Genomic DNA, 11,423 nt, shown 5'->3' with positions numbered 1-11,423 from the left:
TGCCTGGCAGGCCGGTTAAACGAATTTTCATTTCTCGTTTGATCCGTGGGAAAAAATTATCTAGGAATTCGATCAAGAATATAGGAGAACAACGGCAACAGGCCAACGCCCCAACAGCGGAGAGACATAATGAACGCGACCAAGGCGATGACCCAATCCCGCTATACCGTCTACGGGGCTCGACCCGCCCGTCGTCCGACTGCCAGGCACTTTACCCACGCCATCGCGGTGGCTGCAGCCTTCACTTTCATCTGCGCACTCCTCATCGGCGCGTTCTGATTTCGCAACGGCTGCAGGTGCTCATGCATCTGCAGCCGTTCATCGGCCGGTGCCGTTTCTTCGACACGCTCCCTTCCGCTTTTACGCCCTTGTCCGCGTGCAGCCGCCGTCGTAGCCTTGCCGCCGGAAATCAGACGGGATGGAGGAGCGAATGCTCGACAAGCGGAAATTCTACATCGACGGCAAATGGGTTGAGCCGGCCACGCAGAACGATCTTCTGGTGCTCAATCCGGCGACCGAGAAGCCGATAGCGGTCATCTCGCTCGGCACCGCGGTCGACGTCGACCGGGCTGTTGCAGCCGCCAAGAAGGCCTTCGCAAGCTATAGCCGGACGAGCGTCGAGGAACGGCTGGCGCTGCTCGAAGAGCTGCTCGCGATATACAAGCGCCGTTACGATGAAATGGCCGACACCATCACGGCCGAACTCGGTGCGCCCAGAACGATGAGCCACGAGCAGCAGGCGGATGTGGGCGTCGGTCATCTGCAGGGCTTCATCGATGCCCTGAAGCGCCTGAAACTCAGGGAAAAGCTGCCGAATGGCGACACGCTCCTGCGTGAGCCGATCGGCGTCTGCGGTCTCATCACGCCGTGGAACTGGCCGGTCAACCAGATCGCGCTCAAGGTCGTCCCGGCGCTTGCGACCGGCTGCACCTGCGTCCTGAAACCCAGCGAGTTCACGCCGCTGAACGCCATGCTTTACGCCGAGATGATCGAGGAGGCGGGCTTCCCGGCCGGCGTCTTCAACCTCGTCAACGGTGACGGCATCCATGCCGGGGCGGCGCTGTCGAAGCACAAGGACATCGACATGATGTCCTTCACCGGTTCGACCCGGGCCGGTATAGCCGTCAGCAAGGACGCCGCCGATACGGTCAAGCGCGTCACGCTCGAACTCGGCGGCAAGTCGCCGAACATCGTCTTCGCCGATGCCGATATCGAGGAGCGGGTGACCGCCAGCATTCTCGAATGCTTCAACAATTCCGGCCAGTCCTGCGATGCCCCGACACGTATGCTCGTCGAGCGCAGCGCCTATGACGAGGTCGTGGAAATCGCCAGGCGCGTCGGCATGGAGGCGAGGGTCGGCGATCCGACGAAGGTTGGCTCCCATATCGGCCCGCTCGTCAGCCATATTCAGTTCGAGCGGGTGCAGGCACTGATCGAAGCGGGCGTTGCCGAAGGCGCGACCCTGCTGGCCGGCGGCCCCGGCAAGCCGGAAGGCTTCGAGACCGGATATTTCGTCCAGCCGACGATCTTCGCCGATGTCGACAATTCCATGCGGATCGCGCGCGAGGAAGTGTTCGGACCGGTGCTTTCGATCATTCCCTTCGATACGGAAGAGGAGGCGATCGCGATCGCCAACGACACGAATTACGGCCTCGCGGCCTATGTGCAGACCCGCGACCGCGAAAGGGCGGAGCGGGTGGCGTCGCGCCTCCGGGCCGGCATGGTGCACATCAACGGCGGTCCCCACCGCTACGGAAGCCCCTTCGGCGGCTACAAGCAGTCCGGCAACGGCCGGGAAGGCGGGATGTTCGGGCTCGAGGACTTCCTGGAGGTGAAAACGGTTCACCTGCCGGATGCGGCCTGACCGATAGTCTCTCCCACGGCCGCACGTTTTCGCGTGTGGTCGTTTTTCGCCTATCGGGCGAATTCGGCTGTCGCTCGCGGCGCGGTTCTGATAGCTGGCTTGCCGCGCGCCGGTTCTGCGGCGCGCTTCCCAGCCATCGGACATCGCCGTGACCCAAGCCGCCAGTTCCGCCGCTCCCCGTAACAGACTTGCCATGGCCGCGCTCATCATCGGCGGTGCCGCCATCGGCGGATCGCCGATCTTCGTGCGTCTCTCGGAAGTGGGGCCGATGGCCACTGCCTTCTGGCGTGTCGCGCTGGCGCTGATCCCGCTGGTGGCCTGGTCCCGGCTGCGCGGCGGTGCAGCCGCGGAGAAGCCCCCGCAGTGCTTGTCCGATTACGCTCAGCTTATCCTGCCGGGCGTGTTTCTCGCCATCGATCTCGCAGCCTGGCACCTTGCGCTCACCATGACCTCGGTTGCCAATGCGACGCTGCTTGCCAATCTGGCGCCGGTCTTCGTGACGCTGGCGGGATGGGCTCTGTTCCGCTCGGCGGTCAGCGGCATCTTCCTGGCCGGCCTCGCCACGGCGATCGCCGGCGTGGTGGTCCTGAAAGGCGGTCCGGCGGCACTCGGCGGCGGCGATCTCGCCGGCGATGGGATCGCCATCGTCGCGGCCGCGTTCTATGCCGGCTACATTCTCGCCATCGGGCGTCTGCGAAGCCGCTTCAGCACCAACCGGATCATGATCTGGAGCACCGCTTCGGCAGCCGTTTGCATGCTGCCGATGGCCCTGTTGACCGAGCAGTCGCTTTTCCCGCCGAGTGCCTTCGGCTGGGCCATGCTCTTCGGACTTGCCTTCGTGAGCCACGCCGGCGGGCAGGTGGCGATTACCTATGCGCTCGCTTTTCTGCCGCCGGCCTTTTCTTCGCTGACGCTGCTCCTGCAGCCGGTCGTGGCTGCGCTGCTCGCCTGGGTTCTGCTGAGCGAGCCGGTGGGCCTGATGCAGGCGATCGGCGGCGCGATCGTGCTGATCGGCATCCTGATCGCCCGCCGCGGCTGAACCACTCAGATACCCGGCAGCTCGAATCCCGCGAGGCGCTCTTCGAGCTTGAGGATCGTCGCCACGTCCGCATTGGCGAAGGCGAAGCGCAGATAGTTTTCCTGACCCTCGCCGAAATAGTCGCCGGGCAAGCAGAGGACGCCGGCGAGCTTCGCCAGCTTCTCGGCGACGAATTGCGACTCGATATCGGGGAAGGGGTGGCGGATATAGGCAAAATAGGCGCCGACGGCCTGCAGCTTCCATTGCGGCAGCCGGGTCATGATCGTCCTCAGCGCCTCGGCGCGGGCGGCGATTTCGGCGCGATTCGCAAGCCGCCAGTCGGCAAGCGCCGGTATCGCCCTCGCGACCGCCGCCTGCGGGGAACGCGGGGCGCAGATCTGGAGATTGTCCATGATCTTGGCGATCTGCTCGACCACCTGCGGTCCGGCGGTGATCGCGCCGAGACGATGGCCCGGAATGCAGAAGGACTTCGAGAAACTGTAGAGGCCGATGAAACCGTCCTCCCAGCCCGGCGTTCGAAGCAGGCCATGCGGCGCGGCGGCCGCATCCGGCAGGAAGTCGCGATAGGTTTCGTCCAGAATGAGCCAGGTTCCGTTCGCGCGGCAGAGCTCGTAGATGCGCTGCAGCAGTCCGGGCGGGTAAACCGCTCCGGTCGGATTGTTGGGCGAAACGAGCGCGAGTGCCCGGATGCCCGGCCGCAAGGCAGAGGCGATGGTCTCGACTTCGGGCAGGAAGCCGGCGCCCGCATCGAGCGGCGCAAGCTCGACATCGATCCCCAGCATCGCCAGTGTGGTCTCCTGGTTGAAGTAATAGGGATTGGTCATCAGCACCGTATCGCCGGCCCCGGCGACGGCCATCGCGGCACAGATGAAGGCCTGGTTGCAGCCCGAGGTGATGTGGATATTGCCGGCGGCGACCGCCGCGCCATAGAGCGCCGCCACATGCTCGGCATAGGCTTGCCGGAGTTCCGCTTCACCCTCGATCGCTCCGTAGCCCGTAAAGGCCGTCGACGCCGCGGTTTCGCCCAGCCATTTCAGCATGTCGGGATGAGCGGGATAGCCGGGCACGGCCTGGGAGAGGTCGATCAGCGGGCCTTTTGCCCCGTCATAGGCCTTCGCCCATGCGAGCACCGAGGGTATCGGCGGCGGCGAGAGCTTTTCGACCAGGGGATTGAAATGCGGCATGGCGGATTTCCTGTTGTTGAAGCGGACGGGGTTCTCAGCCCCGCATTATGATTTGATTTTGCGCTTCTGCGGACGTTCCGGACGCCGGTTGCGCGGCGCGGAACGGGGCTGAAGGCTCTTCGGCGTGGTGTTGCGGCCGGCATCTTCGGGCTTCGACATGCGGCTGCGAATGATCGTGCGGGCGGACATCTGCAGCTCCGGCATCGGGTCGCTTTCGAGAGCGGCAAACAGCCAGTCGATGAAAACGCGGACGATCGGCGCGGCGCGAACCTCGTTGCGGCAGGCGACGAAAAAGGCATCGTTGGCCGGAACCGTCAGGTCGAAGGGGGCGATCAGCTCGCCGCGGGCGATCAGGCTGCCGGCGGTGATCGTATCGCCGAGCGCAACGCCCTGGTTGTGGAGGGCCGCCTCGGTCGAAAGCCGCGCATCGCTCATGAAATGCTGGCGGCCGCGCTGAAAATCGATCGCGTCGGCTGCGGCGAGCCAGGTGTTCCACTCGCGGCCGTCGTCGCCATGCAGCATCATGTGGTCGCGGATATCCCGGATGGAGCGTAGCGGCCGCATGTTGAGGAGCGTCGGGCTGACGACCGGGAAAAGCTCGAGCCGGCTCCAGAGCCTCGACCAGCAGTCCTGCCAGTTGCCGTCGCCATAGAGCAGGCAGACGTCGACATCCGGGGAGTCGAGGTTCGCCTCGTCATTGGAGGCGATCAGCCGCAACTGGACATCGGGGAACTGCTCGGTAAAGAGGTGCAGGCGCGGAATCATCCAGAAGGAGAGCAGTGCCGGGACGCAGGTGACGGTGAGTTCCCCGCTCGTCGCGGGCCGCGTCATCGCCGCGGTTGCCGCGGCGATCTCGGCGAAGGCATGCGTCACGGCAGGCAGGAGCAGCGCGCCCTGCGGCGTCAGCCTCAGCCGCTTGCCGCCCCGCTCGAAAAGGGGCGCGTTGAAGGAGAGTTCGAGCGCGCGGATCTGATGGCTTACTGCGCCATGGGTGACGTTGAGCTCACGCGCCGCAGCGGAAACGGAGCCGCGCCGGGCGGTTGCCTCGAAGGCGCGCAGCGGATTCAGCGGAGGCAGGCGGCTCGACAAGAAGAGGCTCCGGAGAGGCGGCATTTATGTGAATTTTTCTCACATCAAACGCTATAACAATGTCAATTGCTTTTCCAGAAGAATTGTCTCCTAATATGCGCAACAAAGGCAAAAGCCGGGGAACCTGATCGCGCCGCTTCGGATCGGCACTACGCAAGTCGTGACTTGCGGTGCATCATGTGCCAGCCCCGGCCGAACGATACGGAGGTCCGGCGCATGGCTTGGGATGAACAGAAGCTCAACGAATTGAAGGCGAAATATGGCGAGAGCCATGGCGGCGAGCTCTTCGATCCGACCTTCCGCAAGGTCGCGGACAAGATTTTCACGAAGAGCGGCACGCGGCTGGCGCCCTATTCCGGCATTCCGACATTCCTGACCGCACCCCATATGCCGGTCGATGCCGATGACCCGGATTTCGGCAATCTTCAGGTGGCGATGATCGGCGTTCCCATGGATCTCGGCGTCACCAACCGCCCGGGTTCGCGCTTCGGACCACGGGCGCTGCGCGCGATCGAGCGGATCGGCCCCTATAATCACGTGCTCGGCTGCGCCCCGGTGCATGATCTCCGGGTCGCCGACATCGGCGATGTTCCCTTCCGCAGCCGCTACCGGCTCGAAATCAGCCACGAGGACATCGAGAAGCGGATCAGCCAGATCGTCGATGCTGGCGTCCTGCCGCTCTCCGTCGGCGGCGACCATTCGATCACGCATCCGATCCTCAAGGCCGTGGGCAGGAAGCAGCCCGTCGGCATGATCCATATCGACGCGCATTGCGATACCGGCGGCGCCTTCGACCTGACCAAGTTCCACCATGGCGGCCCATTCCGCAACGCCGTTCTCGACGGCGTGCTCGACCCGACACGCGTCATCCAGATCGGCATCCGCGGCTCGGCGGAATATCTGTGGGAGTTCTCCTACGAGTCCGGCATGACGGTCATTCATGCGGAGGAGGTCACCGGACTGGGTATTCCGGCGATCATCGAAAAGGCGAAGAAGATCGTCGGCGACGGTCCGACCTATCTCTCCTTCGATGTCGACAGCCTCGACCCGAGTTTCGCGCCGGGCACCGGTACGCCGGAAGTCGGAGGTCTGACGACGCGGGAGGTTCTGGAGTTGATCCGCGGGCTGAAGGGCGTCAATCTCGTCGGCGGCGACGTCGTCGAGGTGGCGCCGCAATACGACACGACCACCAATACAGCCCATGCCGGCGCCCAGGTGCTCTTCGAGATCCTGAGCCTGATGGTCTTCAGTCCGGCCGTTGCCGGCAAGGGCTGATGCGCGGATGAACGATCCGAAATCGATGCGCATGGCGGGCACGAGCGGATCACGATAATCTGATGCCAAATCACTCTCTTCGCTGAAGCGCAGCGGGGACAAAGTGCGCAAGGAATCAACTAGAACAAGGGAACGCGGCGCAAGCCGCCAAAAAACAAAGGAGACATGCGATGATCATCAATTCCATCAAGCGCCGCACGCTGCTCGGTGCGGGGCTTGCCGGCGCGTCGATGCTGGCGATGCCGGCAGTGCTGAGGGCGCAGGACAAGTCGCTGAAGGTCGGCGTCTATGGCGGCTACTTCAAGGACTCCTTCGACAAGAACATCTTCCCCGAATTCACCAAGGCAACCGGCATCGCGATCGAATCCGTCGCCGAGCCCACCGGCGAGGCATGGCTCGTCCAGCTCGAACAGGCTGCGCGCGCCGGCCAGGCGCCCGCCGACGTTTCCATGATGTCTCAGGTGGCGATGCTCAAAGGGCAGGCGACCGACCTCTGGACGCCGATCGACATGGCGAAGATCAAGAACGGCTCGAACCTGCTCGACCGCTTCGTCAACAAATATCCGGACGGCCGCATCGCCGGCATCGGCGCCGTTTCCTGGTACATCACGCTGGTGACCAACACCGACGTCTACAAGGAGGCGCCGACCTCCTGGCAGGCCTTCTGGGATCCGGCGAATGCCGACAAGCTCGGCCTCCTGGCGCTGGTCTCCAACTCCTTCCTGCTCGAAGTGACGGCCAAGACCTTCATGGGCGGCACCAATGCGCTCGACACCGAAGAGGGGATCCTCAAGACCTTCGAGAAGCTCGCCGACGTGAAGCCGAACGTCCGTCTCTGGTACCGCGACGAAGCCCAGTTCGAACAGGCCCTGAAGTCGGGTGAAATCCCGATGGGGCAATATTATCACGACGTGACCGGGCTCGCCGCGGCGGATGGTCATCCGGTGCGTTCCACCTTCCCGAAGGAGGGCGGCATCCAGGATTCCGGCTGCTGGGCGCTTTCGCGCGCGTCGCAGAAGGTCGAGGAAGCCCACATCTTCATCGATTACATGTGCCAGCCTGCGGTCCAGGCGACGCTCTCGCGCAAGGTCGGCACCTCGCCGACGGTCAAGCGCGAGTCCACCGATCTGACGGATAAGGAATTTGCCGCCGTCTCTTCGGACATCGAGCCGATCGTTCCGCGCTACGATCTCTACCAGACCAAGTCGGATTGGCTGAACCAGAAGTGGACGGAACTGATCGTCGGCTGAGGCCGGCCACGAGCCGCCGCCTCGGTATCCCGGGGCGGCGCAGCCAATTGCACGGACCTTAAACCGGAAGCGGTTTAGGGATAAGCTGATGTTGAATTTTTCAAAATGTCGCCGAGGCAGCGCGTCTGACGTGGCCGGTGACATCCGCGTATGACGCGCGAAACGGGGAACATATGTCGGGACTTGCCCTTCAAAACGTCGTCAAGGAATTCGGGTCGTTCAGGGCCGTCAACGATGTCGACCTGACGGTGCCGCACGGCACATTCGTCTGCATGCTCGGGCCGTCGGGCTGCGGCAAGACCACGCTCTTGCGCATGATCGCCGGTCTGGACCTGCCGACCTCGGGCTCCATAGGGCTCGACGGCGAGGACATCACCCGGGTTCCGACGCATAAGCGCAATCTCGGCATGGTGTTCCAGTCGCTGGCGCTGTTCCCCCACCTGACCGTCGGCGAGAATATCGCCTATCCGCTGCGCATCCGCGGCGCGCCGAAGGAAGACCAGAAGAAACGGGTCGACGAGCTGCTTTCGATGATCCACCTGTCGGGCTATGCCGACCGGCCGGTCTCGAAGCTCTCCGGCGGCCAGCGCCAGCGCGTTGCGATAGCCCGGGCGCTGGCGATCTCGCCGAAGCTCTTCCTGCTCGACGAACCCCTGTCGGCGCTCGATGCCAAGCTGCGCGAGGCGATGCAGGTCGAGCTCAGGCAGTTGCAGCAGAAGCTCGGCATCACCACCATCGTCGTCACCCACGACCAGCGCGAGGCGATGACCATGGCCGATACGGTCGTGGTCATGAACGGCGGCGAGATCCGGCAGGCTGCCTCGCCGATCGAGATCTACCGCCGGCCGGCCGACAGCTTCGTCGCCGACTTCATCGGACAGACGAACCTGATCGAAGCGGAGGCGGACACTTCGGGCCGCGTGACGGTGCTCGGTCAGCCGGTGCCGGGCCTGCAGTTGCCGCCGGGTGCGGCGAAGGCGATGCTTTCGATCCGCCCGGAAGACGTGCACCTGACCGCGCCGGGTGCCGGAGCGCTTTCCGGCACGGTGACCTTCGTGCGCGATCTCGGGGGCACGATCGAGACATTCGTCGATGTCGCCGGCCGGCAGATCGTAGCGGTCTCGACGCCGCGCGCCCGGCCGCAGGTGACGGTCGGCCAACAGGTCGGCGTCGCTCTCACACCCGATGTCTGTGTGGTGCTCGCCAGATGAGACGCGAACCGCCCCGGACCCTCGGCGACTACCTGCCGATCCTCTTCCCCGCGGGAATGCTGACGATCTTCTTCGTGGTGCCCTTCGGCACGATGATCGCAGTCAGTTTCTTTCAGCGCCAGCAGGGCGGCTTCTATACGCCGGCCTTCGTTTACGACAATTATGCCCGCTTCCTCTCGGCCTTCTTCGGCGGCGTGCTCGGCTTTTCCCTGATGCTGGCGATCGCGGTCGCCGCGTGCTGCGTGGTTTTGGCGCTGCCCTTCACCTACCTGCTCACGCGTATGGCGCGCCGGGTGCAGGTCGTGTGGCTCGTCGCACTGCTCTCCGTGCTTTCTCTCTCCGAAGTCATCATCGGTTTTGCCTGGTCCACCCTATTCTCGCGCACGGCCGGCATCACCAACATCCTCGTGGCGCTCGGGCTCATGGGTGAGGCGAAGGCGCTCACGCCGAGTTTTGCCGCTGTGCTGACCGGCATGGTCTATCAGGCCTTCCCCTATACCGTGCTCGTGCTTTTCCCCGCGCTCGTGCGCCTCGACCCGACGCTGACGGAAGCCGCCCGCACGCTCGGTGCCTCGCCGCTCAGGGCCTTCTTCACCGTCGTCGTTCCGGCGCTGAGAAACACGATCACCGCCACGCTGATCATGGTCTTCATCTTCGCGCTCGGCTCCTATCTCCTGCCGCAACTTCTCGGGCGGCCGCAGCACTGGACGCTGTCGGTGCTCATCACCGATCAGGCGATCTATCAGTCCAACATGCCCTTCGCCGCGGCGATGGCGGTGTTCCTCGTCCTGGTGACGCTTGGGCTGGTGGCGTTAACCGTCATCGCAGGACGGAAGGGAGAGGCCGCATGAGCACCATTTTCCGCAAGGTCTACTTCTCCCTGATCGGGCTCTTTCTCGCTTTGCCGCTGATCGTCGTCGCCGGCGTATCGGTCAACGCCAAGCAGACGCTCGCCTTTCCCCCGCAAGGATTTTCCACATCCTGGTACGGGGAAATCTTCCTGAACCCCGAATGGCGCAGCGCGCTTGTCGCGTCGGTGACGCTCGCGCTCCTTTCCGCCGCACTCGCCGTCGCGATCGCGCTGCCGCTCGCCTGGTTCCTGTGGCGGCGCGTCGCGCCATGGGCGAACATCTTCCAGCTTCTGGGGGTCGCGCCCTTCACGCTGCCGCCGGTCATTACGGCGCTCGGCCTGCTCACCTTCTGGGCGACGGCCGGCTTTTACGGCCAGCCCTGGACCGCCGTCGTCAGCCACGCGATCTTCTTCGTGACACTGCCGCTGGTCACGCTGTCTCTCGGCTTCACCTCGATCGATCGGTCGCTGGTCGAGGCGGCCTCGACGATGGGCGCAGATGACCGCACTGTCTTCCGCACTGTCGTTCTGCCGTTGATCCTGCCCTATATCGTTTCGGGCTATGCCTTCGCCTTCGTGCTGTCGCTCAATGAGTATATCGTTGCCTACATGACCGTCGGCTTCACGATGGAGACGCTGCCGATCAAGATATTCAACGCGCTTCGCTACGGCTATACGCCGACCATGGCCTCGGTGACGATCCTCTTCGTCACGACGGCCGCGGTCATCTTCAGCCTCGTCGCCCGCTTCGGAGACCTGCCGAAGCTGCTCGGCGCCATGTCGTCGGACGGAAAATGATGAAGCTCGCTGCCCTGCAGATGAAGAGCATTGGCGGCGACGTGGCCGCCAATCTCGCCCGCATCGGGCGGGCGGCGATCGGGGCTTCCGGCGAGGGTGCGAGCCTGCTCGTCGCCCCCGAGCTCGCAATCACCGGCTACGGCGCGGGGGAAGCCATTCGCAGGCTCGCGGAGCCGGCGGATGGGCGGATCGTTCGAGAACTTGGGCGCATCTCGCTCAAAACCGGCATCGCCATTGTGGCCGGATTCGCAGAGCAGGGAGCGGACGCCGTCTACAACAGCGCCGTCCATGTCGATGGCGATGCCGTCCCGGTTGTCTATCGGAAGTCGCATCTCTACGGCGATTACGAGCGCTCGCTCTTCACGCCGGCGGAGCCCTCGACGCGCCTGTTCAAACATCGTGGCGTCACTTGCGGCATGCTGATCTGCTACGATGTCGAATTCCCCGAAAACGTCCGTCGCCTGGCGCTTGCGGGTGCCGATGCGGTGCTGGTGCCGACGGCCCTCCCGGCCGGATGGTCCGGGACTTTCATCACCGACCACATGATCCGGACGCGGGCCTTCGAGAACCAGCTCTTCGTCGCCTATGTCAATCACTGCGGTTCGGACGACATGTTCTCCTTTGCGGGCCTCTCGCTGATAGCGTCACCGGATGGCCAGGCACTGGCAAAGGCCGGTTCCTCGGATGAAACCCTGATCATCGCCGAAATCGACCCCCAGGCATTTGCCATTTCGCGAGCGGAGAATACCTATCTCATGGACTTGAAACACGACTGATCTGCCAGATCGTTCTCAATCGGAGAACAATCTGTTCGCGCCGTCCCCTCTTTTGGAAACGCTCGGCCGGATCGATATTGTGCTCAA

The 11,423-nt window shown here is 64.0% G+C and carries 11 protein-coding genes; 9 read left to right on the top strand and 2 right to left on the bottom strand.

What is annotated here, in order from left to right:
- Positions 1-129: 129 nt before the first annotated feature.
- From PZL22_RS14180 to PZL22_RS14170, 3 genes are all read left to right on the top strand, one after another.
- Positions 130-279 carry a hypothetical protein gene (locus PZL22_RS14180; RefSeq protein WP_004434041.1) on the top strand — a complete coding sequence of 50 codons (150 nt, stop codon included), beginning with the start codon at positions 130-132 and terminating at the stop codon, positions 277-279.
- A 151-nt stretch (positions 280-430) separates the two neighbouring features.
- Complete coding sequence (locus PZL22_RS14175; protein WP_004434038.1) at positions 431-1,864, top strand: aldehyde dehydrogenase family protein; 1,434 nt, start codon at positions 431-433, stop codon at positions 1,862-1,864.
- A gap of 148 nt (positions 1,865-2,012) precedes the next feature.
- A complete protein-coding gene (locus PZL22_RS14170; RefSeq protein ID WP_033048142.1) occupies positions 2,013-2,903 on the top strand; it encodes a DMT family transporter in 891 nt (296 codons plus the stop codon).
- Positions 2,904-2,908: 5 nt separating this feature from the next.
- Here the strand turns inward: PZL22_RS14170 and PZL22_RS14165 are convergent, their stop codons facing one another.
- Together PZL22_RS14165 and PZL22_RS14160 are read right to left on the bottom strand one after the other, a co-directional pair.
- On the bottom strand, positions 2,909-4,087 hold the full coding sequence (locus tag PZL22_RS14165; RefSeq protein ID WP_004434032.1) for an aminotransferase: 1,179 nt from the start codon (positions 4,085-4,087) through the stop codon (positions 2,909-2,911).
- Between the two features lie 45 nt (positions 4,088-4,132).
- The gene (locus tag PZL22_RS14160) at positions 4,133-5,200 is read right to left on the bottom strand and encodes a LysR substrate-binding domain-containing protein (protein ID WP_004434029.1); all 1,068 of its coding nucleotides are present in this window, start codon (positions 5,198-5,200) and stop codon (positions 4,133-4,135) included.
- 192 nt (positions 5,201-5,392) lie between these two features.
- Between PZL22_RS14160 and speB the strand changes: the two genes are divergently transcribed.
- The 6 genes from speB (at position 5,393) to PZL22_RS14130 (ending at position 11,336) form a co-directional block, all read left to right on the top strand.
- On the top strand, positions 5,393-6,451 hold the full coding sequence (gene speB / locus PZL22_RS14155) for an agmatinase (protein WP_004434026.1): 1,059 nt from the start codon (positions 5,393-5,395) through the stop codon (positions 6,449-6,451).
- A gap of 170 nt (positions 6,452-6,621) precedes the next feature.
- Positions 6,622-7,701 (top strand): ABC transporter substrate-binding protein, encoded by a 1,080-nt coding sequence (locus tag PZL22_RS14150; protein WP_004434023.1) that lies wholly within the window; start codon positions 6,622-6,624, stop codon positions 7,699-7,701.
- A gap of 173 nt (positions 7,702-7,874) precedes the next feature.
- On the top strand, positions 7,875-8,912 hold the full coding sequence (locus PZL22_RS14145) for an ABC transporter ATP-binding protein (protein ID WP_004434020.1): 1,038 nt from the start codon (positions 7,875-7,877) through the stop codon (positions 8,910-8,912).
- Positions 8,909-9,763, top strand: coding sequence for an ABC transporter permease (locus PZL22_RS14140; protein WP_004434015.1), 855 nt, complete (start codon positions 8,909-8,911; stop codon positions 9,761-9,763). The genes PZL22_RS14145 and PZL22_RS14140 overlap by 4 nt, the downstream gene beginning before the upstream one ends.
- A complete protein-coding gene (locus PZL22_RS14135) occupies positions 9,760-10,560 on the top strand; it encodes an ABC transporter permease (RefSeq protein ID WP_003525654.1) in 801 nt (266 codons plus the stop codon). Before PZL22_RS14140 ends, PZL22_RS14135 begins: the two co-directional genes overlap by 4 nt.
- Positions 10,557-11,336 (top strand): carbon-nitrogen hydrolase family protein, encoded by a 780-nt coding sequence (locus PZL22_RS14130; RefSeq protein WP_033048141.1) that lies wholly within the window; start codon positions 10,557-10,559, stop codon positions 11,334-11,336. The genes PZL22_RS14135 and PZL22_RS14130 overlap by 4 nt, the downstream gene beginning before the upstream one ends.
- The last annotated feature ends 87 nt before the right edge of the window (positions 11,337-11,423 follow it).

Origin of the sequence: Ensifer meliloti, assembly GCF_030064585.1 — a bacterium.
Taxonomy (GTDB): Bacteria; Pseudomonadota; Alphaproteobacteria; order Rhizobiales; family Rhizobiaceae; genus Sinorhizobium; species Sinorhizobium meliloti.
Note: the sequence above shows the minus strand (reverse complement) of the source record. Positions and strands in the feature narration are given on the sequence as shown.

What these genes read in the sequence shown, in the direction of transcription:
- PZL22_RS14180 (WP_004434041.1), top strand. Translation starts at nt 130, where the DNA reads ATGAACGCGACCAAGGCGATGACCCAATCCCGCTATACCGTCTACGGG.
- PZL22_RS14175 (WP_004434038.1), top strand. Translation starts at nt 431, where the DNA reads ATGCTCGACAAGCGGAAATTCTACATCGACGGCAAATGGGTTGAGCCG.
- PZL22_RS14165 (WP_004434032.1), bottom strand. Translation starts at nt 4,087, where the DNA reads ATGCCGCATTTCAATCCCCTGGTCGAAAAGCTCTCGCCGCCGCCGATA.
- PZL22_RS14160 (WP_004434029.1), bottom strand. Translation starts at nt 5,200, where the DNA reads ATGCCGCCTCTCCGGAGCCTCTTCTTGTCGAGCCGCCTGCCTCCGCTG.
- speB (WP_004434026.1), top strand. Translation starts at nt 5,393, where the DNA reads ATGGCTTGGGATGAACAGAAGCTCAACGAATTGAAGGCGAAATATGGC.
- PZL22_RS14150 (WP_004434023.1), top strand. Translation starts at nt 6,622, where the DNA reads ATGATCATCAATTCCATCAAGCGCCGCACGCTGCTCGGTGCGGGGCTT.
- PZL22_RS14145 (WP_004434020.1), top strand. Translation starts at nt 7,875, where the DNA reads ATGTCGGGACTTGCCCTTCAAAACGTCGTCAAGGAATTCGGGTCGTTC.
- PZL22_RS14140 (WP_004434015.1), top strand. Translation starts at nt 8,909, where the DNA reads ATGAGACGCGAACCGCCCCGGACCCTCGGCGACTACCTGCCGATCCTC.
- PZL22_RS14135 (WP_003525654.1), top strand. Translation starts at nt 9,760, where the DNA reads ATGAGCACCATTTTCCGCAAGGTCTACTTCTCCCTGATCGGGCTCTTT.
- PZL22_RS14130 (WP_033048141.1), top strand. Translation starts at nt 10,557, where the DNA reads ATGATGAAGCTCGCTGCCCTGCAGATGAAGAGCATTGGCGGCGACGTG.